Annotated in this window: 16 protein-coding genes; 4 read left to right on the plus strand and 12 right to left on the minus strand. The window is 63.1% G+C overall.

Annotation, left to right across the window (positions count from 1 at the left end):
• Window positions 1-589: 589 nt before the first annotated feature.
• On the minus strand, window positions 590-2,047 hold the full coding sequence (locus SAJA_RS06630; RefSeq protein WP_123657882.1) for an NAD-dependent succinate-semialdehyde dehydrogenase: 1,458 nt from the start codon (window positions 2,045-2,047) through the stop codon (window positions 590-592).
• A 131-nt stretch (window positions 2,048-2,178) separates the two neighbouring features.
• Entirely contained in the window at window positions 2,179-3,180 is a 1,002-nt protein-coding gene (locus SAJA_RS06635) for a D-2-hydroxyacid dehydrogenase (protein WP_123657883.1), read from the minus strand.
• Window positions 3,181-3,392: 212 nt separating this feature from the next.
• On the opposite strand from SAJA_RS06635, the gene SAJA_RS06640 reads away from it, so the two are divergent.
• A complete protein-coding gene (locus SAJA_RS06640; RefSeq protein ID WP_123657884.1) occupies window positions 3,393-4,637 on the plus strand; it encodes a pyridoxal phosphate-dependent aminotransferase in 1,245 nt (414 codons plus the stop codon).
• 345 nt (window positions 4,638-4,982) lie between these two features.
• Here the strand turns inward: SAJA_RS06640 and SAJA_RS06645 are convergent, their stop codons facing one another.
• From SAJA_RS06645 to SAJA_RS06665, 5 genes are all read right to left on the minus strand, one after another.
• Window positions 4,983-5,801: a hypothetical protein gene (locus tag SAJA_RS06645; RefSeq protein WP_123657885.1), complete on the minus strand. Its 819-nt coding sequence runs from the start codon at window positions 5,799-5,801 to the stop codon at window positions 4,983-4,985.
• A gap of 11 nt (window positions 5,802-5,812) precedes the next feature.
• Complete coding sequence (locus SAJA_RS06650; RefSeq protein ID WP_123657886.1) at window positions 5,813-6,865, minus strand: SAM-dependent methyltransferase; 1,053 nt, start codon at window positions 6,863-6,865, stop codon at window positions 5,813-5,815.
• 41 nt (window positions 6,866-6,906) lie between these two features.
• A complete protein-coding gene (locus tag SAJA_RS06655; RefSeq protein ID WP_123657887.1) occupies window positions 6,907-7,686 on the minus strand; it encodes a DUF1295 domain-containing protein in 780 nt (259 codons plus the stop codon).
• Window positions 7,687-7,732: 46 nt separating this feature from the next.
• A complete protein-coding gene (locus tag SAJA_RS06660; RefSeq protein WP_245963247.1) occupies window positions 7,733-9,460 on the minus strand; it encodes a CocE/NonD family hydrolase in 1,728 nt (575 codons plus the stop codon).
• An 84-nt stretch (window positions 9,461-9,544) separates the two neighbouring features.
• Window positions 9,545-10,507, minus strand: a complete 963-nt coding sequence (locus SAJA_RS06665; protein WP_221180152.1) for a LysR family transcriptional regulator — start codon at window positions 10,505-10,507, stop codon at window positions 9,545-9,547.
• Between the two features lie 107 nt (window positions 10,508-10,614).
• Here SAJA_RS06665 and SAJA_RS06670 point away from each other — a divergent pair, with 107 nt between their 5' ends.
• Entirely contained in the window at window positions 10,615-11,694 is a 1,080-nt protein-coding gene (locus SAJA_RS06670) for an SDR family oxidoreductase (RefSeq protein WP_123657889.1), read from the plus strand.
• Between the two features lie 45 nt (window positions 11,695-11,739).
• Here SAJA_RS06670 and SAJA_RS06675 read toward each other — a convergent pair whose 3' ends face one another.
• Window positions 11,740-12,165, minus strand: a complete 426-nt coding sequence (locus tag SAJA_RS06675) for an acyl-CoA thioesterase (protein ID WP_123657890.1) — start codon at window positions 12,163-12,165, stop codon at window positions 11,740-11,742.
• A 112-nt stretch (window positions 12,166-12,277) separates the two neighbouring features.
• Window positions 12,278-12,745, minus strand: coding sequence for an RT0821/Lpp0805 family surface protein (locus SAJA_RS06680; RefSeq protein ID WP_123657891.1), 468 nt, complete (start codon window positions 12,743-12,745; stop codon window positions 12,278-12,280).
• 207 nt (window positions 12,746-12,952) lie between these two features.
• On the opposite strand from SAJA_RS06680, the gene SAJA_RS06685 reads away from it, so the two are divergent.
• On the plus strand, window positions 12,953-13,954 hold the full coding sequence (locus tag SAJA_RS06685; RefSeq protein ID WP_123657892.1) for an NAD(P)H-quinone oxidoreductase: 1,002 nt from the start codon (window positions 12,953-12,955) through the stop codon (window positions 13,952-13,954).
• Between the two features lie 319 nt (window positions 13,955-14,273).
• On the opposite strand, the gene SAJA_RS06690 is transcribed toward SAJA_RS06685, so the two are convergent.
• The 3 genes from SAJA_RS06690 to ilvB form a co-directional block, all read right to left on the minus strand.
• Window positions 14,274-14,957 (minus strand): DNA-3-methyladenine glycosylase family protein, encoded by a 684-nt coding sequence (locus SAJA_RS06690; protein WP_123657893.1) that lies wholly within the window; start codon window positions 14,955-14,957, stop codon window positions 14,274-14,276.
• Window positions 14,957-15,595, minus strand: a complete 639-nt coding sequence (locus tag SAJA_RS06695) for an SDR family oxidoreductase (RefSeq protein WP_123657894.1) — start codon at window positions 15,593-15,595, stop codon at window positions 14,957-14,959. Before SAJA_RS06695 ends, SAJA_RS06690 begins: the two co-directional genes overlap by 1 nt.
• Window positions 15,596-15,784: 189 nt before the next feature.
• Window positions 15,785-17,629 (minus strand): biosynthetic-type acetolactate synthase large subunit, encoded by a 1,845-nt coding sequence (gene ilvB / locus SAJA_RS06700; protein WP_221180153.1) that lies wholly within the window; start codon window positions 17,627-17,629, stop codon window positions 15,785-15,787.
• A gap of 159 nt (window positions 17,630-17,788) precedes the next feature.
• Between ilvB and ilvN the strand changes: the two genes are divergently transcribed.
• The gene (ilvN, locus tag SAJA_RS06705; protein ID WP_123657895.1) at window positions 17,789-18,316 is read left to right on the plus strand and encodes an acetolactate synthase small subunit; all 528 of its coding nucleotides are present in this window, start codon (window positions 17,789-17,791) and stop codon (window positions 18,314-18,316) included.
• Window positions 18,317-18,389 lie beyond the last annotated feature (73 nt).

Below are 18,389 nucleotides of genomic sequence, written 5' to 3' on the forward strand. Positions count from 1 at the left end.
GCACGGCGCGGCAAGAGCGGAGTCGTTCTGGAGCCCTCGACGAACACCGATAGCTTTGGCCCAACTCCCGACCCCGAGCCGCCCGCGCTGTATTCGGTCCGTTGCTGAAGGTGACGGAGACGCGCAGCGGCGGCGGGTGTCCGGCGCACTGCGCCGGCGCGCAAAGGTGTCTGAGCATCGCGAAAGCGATGTGAGTTTTTTGCGCGTGCCGTCGACGTGAGCATCGGAGTGCACCCGCGAAGCGGGCGCCGAGGACGGTGTCTTTTGTTTTGGCTACTTTTATTTGGACAAGCAAATAAAAGTGGCTCGCACATCAGTGCGAAAACGCCCGGTTAAAGCTGCTCGTAGACGTTTCAACTCAGAAACTTAGCGCCCCTCGACGAGCTAGAAGACAATCCTTGTAAGGCTGTCGACGGACATGAACACGGGTAACGCTTCGGAATAAAGCTGACTAACCTCGTATTCGGCGACTCGCGCGGTAGGGCCAAACTGGCATCTAATCCATTCTCGAAAGCCGCCCGAGCCACAAACAACAAGCACAAAAAAGGCGGCCCGAAGGCCGCCTCTTCAATCAAGCAAAGCTGATGAATCAGCTGCCATCGGGCACGGTCTGTGCCTCGACGAATTCCATCAGGCCTTCTTCGCCGCCTTCACGGCCGACGCCAGAGTGCAGCATGCCGCCGAACGGGGCGTGGGCGGCAGGGCCGGTGCCGGTGTTGTAACCGCAGTGGCCGAAGTGGAGGTTGCTGATGATTTTGTGGGCGCGTTTTTCGTCCTTGCCGAAGATGTAGGACGCCAGGCCGAAGACGGTGTCGTTGCCCATTTTGAGGGCGTCTTCGTCGGTCTCGAACTTGATCATCGGGACGAGCGGGCCGAAGGTTTCTTCCTGGCAGCACTTCATGTCGTGCGTGACGCCGGTGATGACGGTCGGCGGGTAGAAGAGGTTCTTGTCGGAATCCAGCTCGTCCGGATGCTTGCCGGCAACGAGTTCGGCGCCCTTGGACAAGGCATCCTTGACGTGGTCGTGGACCTTGTCAAAGCCGGCCTTGTTGATCAGCGGGCCGACGTCGATGTCTTCGTCCATGCCGTCGCCGACTTTCAGCGCCTTGACCTTGTCCACGACCATCTTCGAGAACTTGTCGTAGATCTTGGACTGCACGAAGATCCGGTTGGCACAGACACAGGTCTGGCCGCCGCCGCGGAACTTGTTGGCGATGAGGTTTTCGGCCGCGGATTCCAGATCGGCGTCGTCCAGCACGATGAACGGCGCGTTGCCGCCGAGCTCGAGGCTGAGTTTCTTGACGTGGTCCTTGGACTGCTCGACGAGTAGCTGGCCGACGCCGGTGGAGCCGGTGAACGAGATCACGGGCACGTCGAAGTTGGACATGAGCTCGCCGCCGATGTCCTTGGAGCTGCCCATGACCAGGTTGATCATGCCCTTGGGCAGGTCCAGGCGCTCGTGCATGATCTGGAACATGGCGATCATGGTCAGCGGCGTTTCCGTGGCCGGTTTGATGACCACGGGGCAGCCGGCCGCAAGTGCGGGGGCGATCTTCTTGGCGATCATGCCGATCGGGAAGTTCCAGGGCGTGATCAACCCGGCCACGCCGATGGAGCGCTTGTAGATCGTCCACTTGCAGTTCTTGGCTTCTTCTTCGAGCTTCTGCGGGGCCAGCGCGTCTTCCATCGTCTCGGCGTAGTAGCGGAAGAAGCTGGCGGCGTAGTCGACCTCGCCCTGGGCTTCTTTCCACGGCTTGCCGTGCTCCAGGCAGAGGATACGGCCGATTTCCTCTTTTTCTTCCGTCAGTGCTTCAACACAGTCTTCGAGCCATTCGCGGCGGGTCTTGACGTCCGGCACGTTAGCGCGCGCGGCCTTGGCGGCGTCGATGGCACGACGGGTTTCGTCGGCGGCCATATAGGGGATTTCGGCGAGTGTCTTGCCGTTGGCCGGGTTGAACACCTCGGTGGTTTCGCCGGAATCGGCCTTGTCGACCCATTGACCGTCGATATAACCGGCAATGTTCTTGAGCAGATATGATTCGATCATGAGATGCGGGTCCTTTCGACGCGATGCACGCTCGGGCTCAGGCGTCTTTCAAATGACATGCGTAGAGCATCGAGGCACATGGCGCGGGTTTCAAATCAAACAGACGATGCAGATAACGAGACAGCTTTACCTTACTGCGAACTCGGTGCATAGCCGAAACGCTTGCTGACCGGGTTGAACAGCGTCTCGCCGCGCTGCCAGCGCGCCAGATTGGCGGCGAACTGCTCGATGAGCGCATCGCGCCAGCCGACGAAATCCCCGGCCATGTGGGCCGAGATCAAGACATTGTCGTAACCCCACAGGGCATGGTCGGCCGGCAGCGGCTCGGTTTCGAAGACATCGAGTGCCGCGCCCGCGATTTCGCCGGCGTCCAGGGCCGCGACCAGATCATCGGTGACGACGATCGGCCCGCGACCGATATTGATCAGGCGCGCATGGGGCGACATGGCCTTGAAGCGGCCCGCGTCGAACAAGCCTTGTGTGTCGTCGGTCAGCGGGGCGGCGATGATCACGTAGTCGGCCGCCGGGAGCAGGGTGTCGAGATCGCTCTGGGCGTGGATGGCTGAAAACGTCTCGTCGCCCGGTTTTTCGCGTCGGGCCACGCCGACGACATCCATGCCTACCGCGCGACACAGCGTGCCGATACGCCGGCCGATGGAGCCTGCGCCCACCACCAACGCCTGTTTGTGTTCGATGGTTTCGGTATCGCGATGCACCCAGCGCCTGTCCTGCTGGTAGCGCACGTTTTGTTTCGTGTCCTTGGCAAAGGCCAGAATCATGCCCAGCACGTACTCGGCGATATTACGATCAAAAATGCCCTGGGCGTTGGTGACCGGGATATCGGATTCAACAAGTGCATCGAACATGAGCTGATCCACGCCCGCACTGGCGGCATGAATCCAGGCCAGCGAATCCGCGGCATCCCAGGCGGCTTCGAGCGCGGCGGTACGAAAATCGGTGACCAGTAGCACCTGGCTGCCGGGCAGCGCCTTGCGCAGGCTGGCCTCGTCGTGGGCCAGCACGACATCAGCCTCGGCTTCGATACGTTCCAGGCCCGGCGGCCGGGTGTCGCCGTCGGTGAGTACGGTGATGCGCAGGGGCTGCGACGGGGCGTCTGGCCCGGGTTGGGACATCGATCCTCGATTGGCGCGTGGGGTGCGCGGTGACGAATGATCAGACGACGTTATCCGCCCGTCTGACAAGGCGTCAACACGGATCGTGCGATCGCGGCGCGCGGATGCTTGACCGGCGCGATCCGCGGTGCCTACGCTCGCCAGAATGAGCCCGTGGCCGGTGTCCGGCTGCCCGCTCGTTGTCCCCGCCTATCGATGAGAAGAGGTCAGCCATGGCTGTGAATATGGATGCCAGCGCCAACGTGCTGCCGCCGGAGCCGGACAAGCGCTATGTGCGCGACAAGATGGTCTGGAACCCGGCGATGCACGCGATCCCGATTTCGGGGATTCGTCGCATGGTCAACCGCGCGGCCGAGCTCGATGATGTGGTGCATCTGTCGATCGGCCAGCCGGATTTCGGCACGCCCAAGCACATCATCGATGCGCATATCCATGCGCTACAGGCCGGCCAGACCGGCTACACCATGGATGCGGGCCTGCCGGAGCTGCTGACCGCGCTCAAGGAGTACTACAACGCCAAGTACCGCTCCACGCTGGATGAAGACAACTTTCTGGTCACCACGGGCGCGACCGAGGGCATCTATCTGTTGCTCACCGCCATGGCCGCCCCCGGGCGCGAGTTCATCATCGCCGACCCGACGTTTTTGCTCTATGCGCCGCTGATCCGCATGAACGGCGGCCAGGTGCGCACCGTGCCGACCAAGGCCAGCGAAGGTCATCAGATTGATGCCGAGCGCATCATCAACATGATCGGGCCGAACACGCATTGCATTGTGCTCAACTCGCCCTCCAACCCGACCGGCACGGTCTATCCGCGCGAGACCATCGAATGGCTGTGCCAGGAAGCGGCTTATCGCGGCGTCGAGATTCTGTCGGACGAGGTTTATGACAACCTCATCCTTGACGATATCGATTTTCCCAGCGTGCTGTCCTGTGCCACGGATATGGACGGGATCTCGGTCGTTTCGAGTTTTTCCAAGACCTATGCCATGCCGGGCCTGCGCGTGGGCTGGATCGTGGCCGACCAGAACACGATTCGCACGTTGCGCCGTTATCACATGTTCACGACCACGGTCGCCAGCACGCCGGCGCAGTGGGCCGGTGTGGCCGCACTCTACGGCGACCAGTCGTGTATCACCGACATGGTCACCGAATATGCCCGGCGGCGGGATCGCGTGGTCGAGCTGATCGGCGACACGCCGGGGCTGACCGGCTACTGGCCGCAGGGGGCGTTCTATATCGCCCCGTCGTTGCCCGACGGTGTGGACGGGGGCCGGCTTGCCATGCGCATGCTCGAAGAGACCGGTGTCTGCGTGATTCCGGGCGATGCCTTTGGCGAGCACTCCTCCAACCTGCTGCGCATCAGCTACTCGACCTCGATGGAGAATATCGAGGAAGCCTTTGCCCGGATGATGCCGTGGCTGGATCGTCAGCCGGAGCTGGCCCGTTATAAATAAGACGACGGCCTGATGTGAAAAAAGCCCGCTCGGTTCATCCGGCGGGCTTTTTTTGTTGGGGCCTGTTGCCGTTTCATACGAGTCCGCGCCAAGCGCTCCATAAAATCGACTATGGGCGGCAAGACGAGGCGTAGCCCACGCCGCGCAGTCATTCTGCGCTAGTGGGCTAGAACACTGTATTGCCGCAAAACAGCGCTTGTCCCGAAGGGTTGGGCCGCAAATCGCGGCCTGCCGCTGGCAAGTCTTGATTGTGGCACGCCACGATGCGGCGACTCGCGCCTTGCAGGACACGATTTGCGGTCTCCAACGCGGTGCTCGTATGAAGCGGTAACAGGCCCGAGCGTATTACGAGGCGCTTATCGAGCCACAGGCGGGCGCCGGTGCGCCGTTGTCGGCGGCCACGGCCGGCATCTTGTCGTAATAGCTCACCCGCACGGGATAGACCTCGCCAGCATCGTTATGGATGTTGCCGATGCCTTCGTACTGCACGAGGCGTTGGGTGTCCGGGTCATAGGTCAGCTTGAGCGACTGGACCAGATGATTGACGAGAAACATATCCAGCTTGGCGGTGAAAACCACGGCCGGTTGATCCTCGAACGTGGTGGTGCCGGTCTTGGAGGCCTTCAGGTCGATCACGCTCTGGCGCCCGGCGGCCGCGAACTTGAACTTGACGGTCTGACCGCTTTGTAGCGCGTCGAAGCGGTTGCGCACGAGCTGGTTGAAGCCCGAATCCGCGGCCATGGGCGGATCGATCGTGAAGGTCTCGGTCTGGCGCTCGGCGTTTGCGCTATCGCGCTTGTACATGGTCCAGGTGCCATCGTCGTGCGAGATGCCCTCGAGATAGCCGGACTCCGGCATTTTCATCTCGTAAACCGGCACGGTCTGGCTGGCCGAAAAATCCATGTGCTTGGTCGCCACGACCTGACCGTCGCGCCCGACATAGGTGACGTCCCAGTCGGTGATTTTGCCAGCCTGGCGGCTGAGTTCGTGATGCTCGGTGTAGCGATAATCGCCGCCGTCCAGCGTATAGGCATAGCCGTTGAAGCAGCTTTGGCCACTGTCGCCTCCGGCTTCGTTTTCCGGTTGGGCAAAGCCTGCTACGGGCAGGCTGGCTGCCAGCGTCGCCAGCAGGGCAGCGGTGTATCGCGTCTTGTTATACGGCATGGGATGACTCCTCAATCAGCGGCGGGGCGGCGCGGCGTGAACAGATAATGAGCAATGCCCCATTCGTTGCCTCTGGCGTAGCCGAACAATTCGGCCACTGCCATGAAGAACATACGCCATCGGTTGAACCAGCGCTCGGCATCAGCTTGGCCGTAAGTTTCGACCATGAGCGGCATCAAGTCCTCGCGGGCGGCGTCCATCTTGGCCAGCCAGGCGTTGGAGGTCGTCTCGTAGTGCTGGCCCGACAGCCACCAGCTTTCGCGCAGAATCAGATCATCCTGAAACCGCGCGAACAGGTTCTCGCTGGGCATGATGCCGCCGGTGAAGAAATAGCGCGCCATCCAGTCGTTGTCGGCGTCATCCACGAACGGATAGGCATGAAACTTGTGCGCAAAGACATGCACGAACAGCCGGCCGTGATCGTCCAGCCACTTGGCACACTGGGCGAACAATGCGCGGTAGTTGCGCATGTGTTCGAACATCTCGATCGAGACGATCCGGTCAAAGCGCTTTTCGCCCGGCTCGAAGGTGTTGATGTCACAGGTCTGGACGGTGAGATTGGTCAGCCCGCGCTCGGCCGCGGTCGTCTCGATCCATTCGCGCTGGCCGTTGGAATTGGACACGGCCAGGATCTCGGCGTGCGGGTAACGCTTGGCCGCCCAGAGCGAGAACGAGCCCCAGCCGCAGCCCAGATCGAGGATACGATGGCCGTCGCGGATCCGCGCCCGGTCGGCGGTCAGCGCCAGCATGGCGTGCTCGGCGGTATCCAGATCGGTGACGCCCGCCTCGAACAGACAGCCGCTGTATTTCAGATGCGCACCCAGCACGGTCTTGAAGAACGCCGGCGGCACTTCGTAGTGCTGGGCGTTGGCATCGGCGGTGTGCTGGGCGATCGGCCCGGACGAGGCCCGGTCGAGAAACGCACGCATGTGATCGTTGCGCTTGACCGGGTCCGTGGCCTCGGGGGCGTCGAGCCGGGAGGCGATCAGCCGGCGCATGCCGGCACGGGCGACGCCGTCGGGCACCCAGCCACGCTCGCAGGCTTCTATGGGTAGGCTATCCAAGCGAAGAGCTCCTTGTTCGGCAATTCAGCAGGCTGATGGGGTTATCGTTTCGGCGGCCAGGGAATGAAGGCATTGGTGGTGCGCACGTATTCGTCATGGCCTTCGCGTTTGTCCGCGGCGTCCTCGTTCTCCACCGTGGGCACGCCCGAAACCTTGAGCAACAGAAACGCCATGACGATGGGGCTGATCAGCGTGGCCAGCCAGTACGTCGCCCCGATGGCCAGTACCACGTAGGCCACCCAGTGCAGTGATTCGAAGAAATAGTTCGGGTGGCGCGAGTAGTACCACAGCCCCTGGCGACAGACCTTGCCCTTGTTCTCCGGTTTGGCCTTGAAGGCTTTCAACTGGGCATCGGCGGTGCCTTCACCGATCACCGAGATGAGCCAGACGACAATGGCCAGCGCGCCGGTGATCAGCGACGGGCCCTCGTCCATGTAGGCGATGACCAGAAACGGTATGGCCAGCACCACGGCGGCGACTGCCTGAAAGATGAAAAAGCCCAGCAGATAGAGATCGGCCTTCTTGCCCCAGCGCTCGCGGGCCGCGGCATAGCGCGAGTCCTCGCCGTGGTCCTTCATGCGCTTGCCCAGATACCCCGCCAGGCGCAGCGACCAGGCCAGCGCCAGCACGGCCATGATGAAACGCGCGGTGGTGGGGGCATCGCCGGCCAACGCGTATTCCAGGCCGATGACGCCGATCGAGGCCGACCAGAAGACATCCACCCAGCCCGCCTGACGATTGAACAGCTGGATGACCCACACCAGAACCAGAAGCCCCGTGGCCGTGGCCAGGGCCAGCCCGAAGGCAGAAAACGCACCCATAACAGTGCCGAAAAGCGATGAATCAATGCGCTGAGCTTATCAGCCCCTAGCCCATTCGATGATCGGTGATACCGACGAGCGGCAGGCCGACGTGGCCGGATAGATCCACGTGGCCGGGAATACCGGAAAAGCTGGCCAGAAACTGTGGGTGGTAGCCATAGACGAGCAGCCCCACTTGATCACCGGCCTGGAGCCGTGTCGCGATACCGTTGAGATCAAGCGCATGCGTGCCGGTATCGCGCACCGGGCGAAGCTGGTCGTTGACCAGAAGGGTCACCGCCTGTCGTTCGCGTTTGATGCCGATGCCGATGAACACCACCGGCGCCGGGCCGCCGCCGGTCAGTGTCAGCTCGATGGTGGGAATGCCGGCCAGCGCGTGGTCATCGTCCTCGATATCGACCAGCGGGAAGAACGTGCCGCCGCTTGCCAGCTCGTCCAGATGCGCCGCAGGCAGGGCGTTGACGAGGCGGGCCAGGAGCCCGGTGCCGTGCGCATCGCGGGCATCCGGATCACGGTCGAACCAGTCGCGGATCTGGGTCTGCATGTTGGTGGCCGTGTATTTGGCCAGGCGGGCGACCCCGCCGAGCGTATTTCCCGAAAGCGTGTTCTTGAGCAGGTCCAGCCCGCCGGTGGCGGCCCGGCCAGTGAAGGCGTGGTTGCGCTTGTGTGCCTCGGGCAGGGTGTCGAAGGCCAGCACCGTATCGTCGTCGAGCGCGACAGCCACCCGGGGTAACGCCGCCGGCGCCGGCCCGCCCTTGAGCTTCCAGTCGAGATAGGCCAGTTCCACGGCGGCCATCTCCACTGGCTGATCGCCAGCGCTCAGATGGGCATCGGTCTCGTAGGCGATACGGTTGATGTCTTCGAGAAACGGCAGGCTATGGCCGTGGCGCATCACCACCAGATGCACGTCGCGCCCGGCCGCCGTGAGCGCCTTGGCATTGGCCAGCGCTTCGTTGAGATTGAACAACGTATCGCCCACGCCCTGGATCAGCAGCGCATCCGCTGCCAGGCCGGCCAGCGCCTCGTCGTCGTCGCGATCGAACACCGCGGCCGGGCTGTTGGCATAAAGCTGGTTGGCGACCTTGTCGGACACGCCGCGCCCGGTGATGGGCGAGGCCATCGCCTGGCCCAGGGCGGCATACATGACCGGATCGAGTTTGACGCCCGACGTGGGCAGGCCAAGAGCCACCAGGGCGGCCCCCCAGACGGTTTTGACAACGTTGGCCGGGGCCAGGCTATAGCGCAGATCGTGCCAGGTGGCGGTCGGAATGATCGCAGCGAAGCGATCATCACGCAGGGCGCCGGCCAACTGGAAGGCGCCGCCATAGGACAGGCCCAGCGCGCCCACCAGGGGCCGGCCGTCGCGGTGCGCCAAGCGGTGATGATTGGGCATCTCGGTCTCGGCCCAGTCGAGCAGGGCGACGATATCCCGGCCCTCGATATCCGGATCCATGATATGGACATGGCCGCCGGAATCGCCAAAGCCACGCTGATCGAAACTGATGACGAAATAACCGGCATCAGCGGCACGCCGGGCGGCATCAGTGGAGGGCAGCGCGCCGCCGGACAACGACTCGTACAAAGAGGTCTCGCCACGCGCGGTCAGGCGTGAACCGCCAAACCCGTGGCCGTGCAGAATCAGCGGGGCACTTTCCCCGGCGGCCAGGGCCGGCTGCATGAGCGTGACCGCGATCTCAACATCGTCGTGTGGCATGACCACGACCGTTTGATGATCACGAGCAGGCAGGGCGGGAAAAGAATCGGGTTCAGGCACGACAACCGAAGGACATTGCGAACAATCGCACCAGCCTATGCGATCTGGCGGCCCGTGTAAGCGCAGACGATGCACCAGACGCTTTCAGCAGAGCGCACGATCCCGTGTGTCGTCCCAGGTGTGATCCCAAGCCGGCGGATCGCCGATTTCGGCCAGCACATGGTCGATGAAGGCCGCGATCTTGGGCGGCGGCTCTCGCCCGGCGGCATGCAGCAGGTGGATGGCTCGTCGCCGATCGGTGACCTCCCATTCGTGGTTGGTCAACACGGGAACGAGCGTGGCGTTGGCCAGTTCCTGCTCGATCAGCCAGCTCGGAAAGAGTACGAAGCCCTGGCCCAGAACAGCGGCCGCGCGCAGGCTGGCCGCATCGTCGCTGACCAGCGAGCCGGCCACGGCCAGCGGCGCAAGCGTGGCCTCGTCGGGCGCACGACAATACCAGCGCTGGCGGCCGTACTCGCCCTGATAACGCAGGCAGTCGTGATCGGCCAGATCGGCTGGCGTGGCGGGTTGGCCGTGCCGGGCCAGATAACTCGGGGCCGCGGCGAGCACATACCGCATGGGCGCCAGCCGATATGCGATGAACGAGGAATCCGACAGCTGGCCGACACGAAACGTCACGTCACAGCCGGCACGAACCGGATCGATGGTCTCGTCGGTCAGCCGCAGTTCGGCGGCGACCGCCGGGTAGCGGCGTTGAAAACTGTTGAGCAGATGCACGACCTGGCGCTGGCCGAAGGCGACCGGCGCGTTGATGGTCAAGGTGCCGGCCGGGCCGTCGCTATTGCCGAACAGTGCCTCGGTACGCTCATCGAGCGCGCTGAGCCAGGGCCGCACCTGGTCGATATAGCGCTTGCCCTGTTCGGTCAGCGTGACCGCGCGAGTATGGCGATAGAACAACGCCTGGCCGAGCGCCGTCTCCAGCGCTGCGATCTGGCGCGATATCGAAGACACCGCGCGTTGGCTCTGATGGGCCGCCCCGGAAAAGCCGCCGGCATCCACCACGGCCTTGAAGGTGCGTAGCGCGTTGAGGTCAATGTTGCGATTCATGCAAATATCATTTGTCTTTCGAGCGCTTGATGCAATAGGCAGAGCGCGCATAATCAAACGCGTTGACACCACGGGTTGGTAATGCCAACCGCTTTGGACTAATCGATATGCAAAAAGGCAACGCACTCGTCGTTGGCGCCACCGGCATCACCGGCGGCAATCTCGCTCAATATCTGGCCGCCAGCGGATGGACCGTCTATGGCCTGTCCCGCCGCCCGGCCAAGACGGCCGGCGTGATTCCGGTATCCGCCGATCTGCTGGACGCCGATGCCACGAAGACCGCACTCGACGGCTTGGCGATCACGCACGTGTTCTATTGCACCTGGACCGCGCGCGACTCGGAAGAGGAAAATGAAAAAGCCAACGGCGCGATGATGAACAATCTGTTCGCCGCGCTGGATCCGTCGCGCCTCAAGCACACCTCGTTGGTCACGGGCACCAAGCAGTATCTGGGCTCGTTCCATGACTATGGCAGCGGCAAGGTCGAAACTCCGTTTCGTGAATCCGCCGAGCGCGTACCCGGCCCGAACTTCTATTACACGCTCGAAGACATCATGCGTGATGTGGCCGAGCGTTATGGCATCGCCTGGAACGTACACCGCCCGCATACCGTGATCGGCTATGCCCCGGGCAACGCCATGAACATGGGCACCACGATCGCGGTCTATGCCTCGATCTGCCGCGAAACCGGCCGCGCCTTCACCTTCCCCGGCAGCCAGGAGCAGTGGAACTTTCTCACTGACATGACCGAGGCACTGCTCTTGGCGCGTCAGATGGAGTGGGCGGCCCTGGCACCGGGTGCTGAAAACGAGGCCTTCAACACGGTCAACGGTGATGTCTTTCGCTGGCGCCGGATGTGGACCGAGATCGGTGAATACTTCGGTCTGGAAGTCGCCGACTGCCCGGAAACGCCGCAGCCGCTGGAAACCCAGATGGAAGGTATCGAAGACACCTGGCGCGAAATCGCGTCCAAGTACGACCTGGTCGAGTCTGACGTCAACGAGATCGCCTCGTGGTGGCATACCGACGGTGATCTGGCCCGTACCCAGGAGTGCGTGAACGACATCAACAAGACGCGGGACTACGGCTTCACCGAGCATCGTGAAACCCGTGCCGCGTTCTTCGACCTGTTCGACCGGTTGGCGGCCGAGAAAATCATCCCGCCCCTGCACGGCGCCAGCAGCTGATACGGCGGTTCAGGACAAAACAAAGCGGGCTTCGGCCCGCTTTTTTTACGTCAAGTCATCCAGAGCTGTTCGGATGGAATCGGGAATAGCCACTGCCTTGCCGCTGGCACGCTCGACGAAGACATGCGTGAAGCTTGCCGTGGCGGCAGCGGTATCCTCGTCGTTACGAAACACGCCAAAACCATAGGTCACCGATCTTGTGCCCAGCTTGTCCACCCGCAGGCCGATCGAGACGGTATCGGGAAACGCGACCGGCGCGTGGTAGTCGCAGTGGGAGGTAACGACGAAACCCACTACAGGCGCGTTCTGGATATCCAGCCCGCCGTGTTCGATGAGATAACGATTGGCCGCGGTATCGAAATACGAGTAGTAGGTCACGTTGTTCACGTGGCCATAGATATCGTTGTCCATCCAGCGCGTGAGCAACACGCAGTGCCAGGGATAGTCGCGGCGGGTCGGGTGATCAGCCATGCGTCATGCTCGAAAGGATACGGCGGCCAAGCATACAAAAAAGCCGGCACGAGATGCGCCGGCTCTTATGACGACACGCCCAAGGGCTTGTCCGGGTGACTACCCGCGTGGATCAGCGGTTGACCACACGCCAGCTGCCGTCGCTCTGGCGACAGGCGGTGCCCGTGACCTTGTCGTTGTTGCCTTCCACGTTGGCGTTCATCGTGAACTCGCGACACGGCTGGTCACCGTCACGATAGGTATTGGTGGGCGTGACCGCGTAGGTGCCGTTGGTATCCGGGTTGCTCCAGCGCGAGGTATTGCCTGTCTGGTTGGATTCCAGGGCGCTGCCGAATTGACGACGATCGTCTTGATCGAACCGGCCGCCGACATAATTACCCAGCGCGCCACCGGCCAGCGTGCCCACGACCGTGGCGATCGTGGAGCCGGTGCCGCTGCCGATCTGGCTGCCCAGCGCGCCACCGGCCACGCCGCCCAGCACCGTGCCGGTATCGGAATTGTTCCAGCCCGAGCCGGCACAGCCGCCCAGCATGGCAACCGATACCGCGGCCGCGGCCATGATAGAAAGCGTCTTTTTCATGTGAGACTCCCTGGTATATCTGCAAAAGAGGGATGACGACGACAGGCAGGGCGCGCGCCGTCTGTTGGATGATCGTCATTGAGCATACCGCCGGCTTGACCTTCGATGAATAGAGCGCCCGTCGTTCATTTTCGAGTGCTGGATGTGTATCGTCGCGCTCAAACGATATGCCTGCGTGAGCAGGTTCATGCCAAGTGAGGATCCCCGATGCGTGCATGGCTGATCGACGACGCCGAAAACTCCGACACCATGAGTCTGGAAGAGATCAAGACGCCGCGCCCCGGCGCCGACGAGATTCTGGTGGATGTGCGGGCCGTGGGGCTGAATCGCGCTGATCTGATGCAGCGCAAGGGCGCTTATCCGCCGCCGCCCGGCTTCGACCCGCGGCGCCCGGGGCTGGAATACGCCGGTGAAGTCGCGGCCGTGGGCAAGCGGGTGACGCTGCACAAGGTGGGTGACCCGGTCATGGGCCTGATCGGCGGTGGGGCCTATGCCGAAAAGATCGTCGTGCACGAGCGCGATACGATTCGTCCGCCGGCCTATTACGATCATGCCCAGGCTGCGGCCATGCCCGAGGCGTTTCTCACCGCCTATCGCGGCTTGTTCCTCGAGGGTGGGCTGGCGCCCGGCCAGTGGGCGCTGGTGCGCGGGGCGACCTCCGGTGTCGGCCTGGCGGCCCTGCAGCTGATCCACGCGCTGGGGGCGCGCTCGATCGCTACCAGCCGCAGCCCGGAGCGCCTGGATGAGATAGCGGCCCGCTTCAAGGCCCAGGGCATGCCCCAGGCCTATGATCTGGGGCTGGTCGACGGCGACGAAGGCGTGTCCGAGGCGGTTCAGGCACAGGCCGGGGGCTCGCATCTGGTTCTGGATTTCGTGGGCGCGCCGGTATTGGCCGACAACCTGGCCAGTCTTCGTCCCGAAGGCCGACAGGTACAGATCGGCATACTGGGCGGGGCCAAGACCGAACTCAACATGGGCCAGCTGCTCATGCGTCGGCTGTCTATCGTGGCCATGACGATGCGTAGTCTGCCCATCGAGCGCAAGATCGAGCTGGCGCGCCTATTCGATGACCGGCTGCGCCCGTTGTTCGAGGCCGGGCGCCTGCGTCCCATCGTCGATCGCACCTTCGATTTCGCGGATGCCATGGCAGCACAGAGCGCGATGGAGAACGGCCATCACATGGGCAAGATCGTGCTGGTGCGCGACTGATCGGCGCCGTTGGCCGGGCGATCAGCCCGGCTGTGGCTTGGCTTCGGCTGCTTTGAGAGCCTGTTGCCGTTTCATGCGAGCGCCGCTTTTGTCGAGAGTCCGCAGTGTGCCCTGCAAGGCGCGAGTCGCCGCGTCGTGGCGTGCCACGATCAAGACTCGCCAGCGGCAGGGCGCCCATCTTTAATTTTTATGGGCGGCCCAAGCCTTCGGGACAAGAGCCCCAAAATTAACGATACGTCGGCAATACAGCGTTCTAGCCCACTGCGCGACAATGACACGCCAAGCGGGCTACGCCTCGTCTTGCCGCCCATAGTCGATTTTATGGAGCGCTCGGCGCGGGCCCGCATGAAACGGCAACAGGCTCTAGCGCCCGCCACATGAACCAGCTGCCCACCGAGCGATAAGGCCGCCAGATTTCACAGGCGGCCTCCATCTGTTTCGGTTTGGGCAGCTCGTCCCAGCCATAGACATGGGCAAAACCCTTGCGCACGCCCAGGTCATGAATCGGCATGACGTCCGGCCGACCCAGGTGGAACAGCAGCAGCATTTCGACCGTCCAGCGGCCGATACCCCGGATCGCCGAATAAGCTGCGATCAGATCGTCGTCGCTGTAATCGGCCAGCCGTGTCTCGTCGGGCAGCGCCCCGGCGACGGCGGCCGCCGCCAACGCGCGCAGGCTGGCTTCCTTGTTGGCCGACAGCCCCGCGCTGCGCAGGGTGTCGGTGTCAGTCGCCAGAATCGCGTGCGGGCCGGGAGCTTCGGTCGCGCCGAGGGCGGTCAGCACGCGGGCATGGATGGTGCCCGCCGCCTTGCCGGAGAGCTGCTGATAGACGATGGCGCGCATCAGCGAATGGAAAACATCCGGTGCGGCCGCCGAGCTCGGCGCATACGGCCCGCGTTCGGCCATCACCCGGCCAAGCCGCGGATCCACGCGGGCCAGATGTGCCTCGGCCGCCGCGGCGTCGAAGGCCAGCCGGGTGGGGCGTTCTGGCCGGCTCGTCATCAAACGCCCAGTAATGCCTTGGCGATCGGCGTATCGCCGGCCAGCAGCTCGAAGTGGCGGCCGATGGTGTTGGGCGAGTCCAGCGTCAGGACCAGCACATCGGCCACATCGTCGCGCGTGACCTCGCCGTAGCGGCCGAGGTCCTTGGCGATATCGACCTGTCCGGTGCCGCTGTCGTCGGTCAGCTTGCCCGGGCGCACGATCGTGTATTCCAGCTCCGACTCGCGCAGGTGATTATCGGCTGCCCCCTTGGCCCGGAAATAATGCTGCATGTGCTCGGCGCCGTTCTCGGGCGAGTCGGCGTTCATCGAAGACACGATCACGAAGCGGCGCACGCCGCCGGCCGCGGCCTGATCGATGATCGAGATCGCGCCGTTACGATCCACATCCTTGGTTTTTTCGGCCGAGGTATGGCCGCCGGAGCCTGCGGTGAATACCACGGCATCGCAGCCGGCAAGCGCTTCACTGCAGTCGTCCTCAAGATCCGCCACGACAACCTCGTTGGCGCCCAGCGTTTGTAACGTATCGCGCTGGCTGTCATCGCGAATCATCGCGCGCGAGGTGTGTTCCGACGTGGCCAAAGCGCGAATGAGGCGCTGGCCAATCTGGCCGTGTGAGCCGACAACAAGTACATGCATTCAAATATCTCCGGGTCGCATCGTACGAACGTACTAAAGATGCGGGTATGTGTGCTTGTCAAACATTACATACGAACGGTCGTTTGTTAATCCATCATTACGGGCAATGTCATGCAGACGCCTCAAAACCGGCTGGCGATCGCCTGACGGGCACAAAAAAAGACCGGCACGTGGCCGGTCTCTATTGGATCAGAACATCTCCGAGGGCCCGACCTCGGTATCACCGGCATCGTCGGCGTAGCGATTGTTGATCCAGTCGCCGGTGATCATCTGTTTGTAGGTCTTGCCGGGCCCAACCATCGGGTAAACGCCGGCCTCCGGGTCGACGATCACTTCCAGGAACGCCGGGCCCTTGAAGGCCAGGAAATCAGCCACGACGGCGTCGAGCTCGGCCGGGTCACTCACGCGCTTGGCAAACTCGAAGCCGTCAGCTTCGGCGGCCTTGATGAAGTCCTTCTTGTGCAGCGACTTGTCCGAGGCCGACAGGCGGCCCTTGAAGAACAGCTTCTGCCACTGTTTGACCATGCCGTCGCCGTTGTTGTTCAGCACGACCACTTTCACCGGCAGATCATAGGTGGTGGCGGTTTCCAGCTCGCCGATGTTCATACGGATCGAGGCATCGCCGTCAATATCGATGACGAGCTTGTCGCGCCGGGCACAGGCAGCACCAATGGCGGCCGGCAGGCCAAAGCCCATGGTGCCCATTGAGCCGGAGGTCAGCCACAGGCGTGGTTCGCGGAAATCGAAGTATTGGGCGGCCCACATCTGATGCTGGCCCACGCCGGTGGCGATGACCGCGCGGCCCTCGGTGATGGCGTTGATGGATTCGATGACCGCATAGGGCTGAATCACCGCGTTGTTGCGGTCATAGTTCATGGCGTAATCACGCTTCAGGGCCGCGACATGCTGGTGCCAGTCGGCCAGATCGCGAGAGAACCCGTGTTCGCGGCCATAGGCCAGCATCCGCGACAGGCTGGGCGCCAGCAGGCCCACGTGATGCCAGGCCACCTGTTTGACCTTGTTGATCTCCGAGGCATCGGCATCGAAATGCGCGATGGCGCGGGCGTTGGGCGCAAAGGCATGGGCCACACCGGCCACGCGATCATCAAAGCGTGCGCCGACGGCGATCAGGAAGTCACAGTCCTCGACCGCGTAGTTGGCAAAGGCCGTGCCGTGCATGCCGAGCATGTGCATGGCCAGTGCATCGGTCGTGTCGAAGGCGCCGATACCCATCAGCGTGGTGACCACGGGAATGCCGAACGCCTGGGCCAGGGCCGCCATTTCCGAGGCGGATTCCGAGTTGATCACGCCGCCACCGGCATAGATCAACGGCCGCTTGGCCTCGCCCAGCAGATCAAAGAATGCCTGGCACTTGGCGTCAGTCAGCTGACTGGCGCGCAGGTCATGCATGCGCTGGCGATAGCCGGGTACGGGCAACAGGCCCTCGCTTTCGAACGTGCCTTCCCAGTTCTGTACGTCTTTGGGCACGTCGATGACGACCGGGCCCGGCCGGCCCGAGCGCGCGATCTCGAACGCTGTGCGCACGGTTGATTCCAGCTTGGCCGGATCGGTGACCATGAACACGTGCTTGGCCGCACTCGACATGATGTTGGATACCGGTGCCTCCTGGAAGGCATCGGTGCCGATGGCGGCGGTGGCGACTTGGCCGCACACGAGCACCATCGGCACGGAGTCGGCCATGGAGTCACGCACCGGGGTCACGCAGTTGGTGGCCCCGGGCCCGGAGGTCACCATGGCCACGCCCACCTTGCCCGAGGCCCGGGCATAGCCGGCGGCCATGAAGCCTGCGCCCTGCTCGTTGGCCGGCACGATCAGCGGCATGGCGTCGTGATGCTCGGCGTTGAAGCGAAAGATCGCGTCGTAGGTGGGCAGGATCGCACCGCCGGAATAGCCGAATACGGTATCCACGCCCTCGTCGGCGAGTACCTGCACGATCATGTCGGCACCGCTCATGACGGTGCCAGCCAGCGGATGGCGGTCTGACATATCGGCGTTGTGTTCGGCTTGGGTCATGGCAGTGGTCCTGCGGCCGGGTGGAAAAAAGCGAATTGTAACCGAAAACACGGCTTTCCCATGAAATAAACATCGCCGTGTTTGCGTCGATTTGTCGATGGGCGTATTTTGCGCGCTCTGCCGATACGGCCCGCCTGGCCGATGTCTACCGGGGGCTTCATGCGACACGTCATCTCTATTCTCATGGCCAACGAAGCCGGTGCGCTGGTGCGTGTGGCCGGTCTGTTCTCGCAGCGCGGGTTCAATATCGAAACCCTGAACGTCGGGCCGACAGAAGACCCGACGATGTCGCGCCTGACGCTGGTTACCGAAGGGACGGAAGACGTGGTCGACCAGATCAATCGTCAGCTGTTGAAGCTGGTGGATGTGATCGATGTGCTCGACATGACCGGGGACGAACACACCGAAGCCGAGCTGGCACTGGTGAAAGTGCGGCGCGACACCGCTGATACATCGCTTGAAACCCTGGCCGAAGGCTACGATACGACGATCCTGAGCGAGGCCGATGGCCTGACGCTGCTTCGGTTCATCGGAACCGGCGATGCGCTCAATGCGTTCGTGGCCCGTATCGAAGACGCCGGCCTGCTCGTCGAGCTGGCGCGCAGCGGCGCGGTCACCATGACGCCGGGCGCGGCGGTACTGCGTTATCGCAGCGCCGACATGATGGCCGTGGCCGGACAGGGCTGAACGACGCCGGCGCGCCGATTCGCCACACCCCAATATTTCACAACATCGAGGCCGTGACGTGCCCTCGAACGAT

The organism is Salinisphaera japonica YTM-1, assembly GCF_003788585.1.
GTDB classification, from domain to species: domain Bacteria; phylum Pseudomonadota; class Gammaproteobacteria; order Nevskiales; family Salinisphaeraceae; genus Salinisphaera; species Salinisphaera japonica.

Excerpts from the sequence above, each read along its gene's own strand:
- SAJA_RS06665 (WP_221180152.1), bottom strand. The coding sequence starts at position 10,507 with ATGAATCGCAACATTGACCTCAACGCGCTACGCACCTTCAAGGCCGTG.
- SAJA_RS06645 (WP_123657885.1), bottom strand. The coding sequence starts at position 5,801 with ATGCCGTATAACAAGACGCGATACACCGCTGCCCTGCTGGCGACGCTG.
- SAJA_RS06690 (WP_123657893.1), bottom strand. The coding sequence starts at position 14,957 with ATGACGAGCCGGCCAGAACGCCCCACCCGGCTGGCCTTCGACGCCGCG.
- SAJA_RS06685 (WP_123657892.1), top strand. The coding sequence starts at position 12,953 with ATGCGTGCATGGCTGATCGACGACGCCGAAAACTCCGACACCATGAGT.
- ilvN (WP_123657895.1), top strand. The coding sequence starts at position 17,789 with ATGCGACACGTCATCTCTATTCTCATGGCCAACGAAGCCGGTGCGCTG.
- SAJA_RS06630 (WP_123657882.1), bottom strand. The coding sequence starts at position 2,047 with ATGATCGAATCATATCTGCTCAAGAACATTGCCGGTTATATCGACGGT.
- SAJA_RS06680 (WP_123657891.1), bottom strand. The coding sequence starts at position 12,745 with ATGAAAAAGACGCTTTCTATCATGGCCGCGGCCGCGGTATCGGTTGCC.
- SAJA_RS06640 (WP_123657884.1), top strand. The coding sequence starts at position 3,393 with ATGGCTGTGAATATGGATGCCAGCGCCAACGTGCTGCCGCCGGAGCCG.
- ilvB (WP_221180153.1), bottom strand. The coding sequence starts at position 17,629 with ATGACCCAAGCCGAACACAACGCCGATATGTCAGACCGCCATCCGCTG.
- SAJA_RS06670 (WP_123657889.1), top strand. The coding sequence starts at position 10,615 with ATGCAAAAAGGCAACGCACTCGTCGTTGGCGCCACCGGCATCACCGGC.
- SAJA_RS06635 (WP_123657883.1), bottom strand. The coding sequence starts at position 3,180 with ATGTCCCAACCCGGGCCAGACGCCCCGTCGCAGCCCCTGCGCATCACC.
- SAJA_RS06655 (WP_123657887.1), bottom strand. The coding sequence starts at position 7,686 with ATGGGTGCGTTTTCTGCCTTCGGGCTGGCCCTGGCCACGGCCACGGGG.
- SAJA_RS06695 (WP_123657894.1), bottom strand. The coding sequence starts at position 15,595 with ATGCATGTACTTGTTGTCGGCTCACACGGCCAGATTGGCCAGCGCCTC.
- SAJA_RS06675 (WP_123657890.1), bottom strand. The coding sequence starts at position 12,165 with ATGGCTGATCACCCGACCCGCCGCGACTATCCCTGGCACTGCGTGTTG.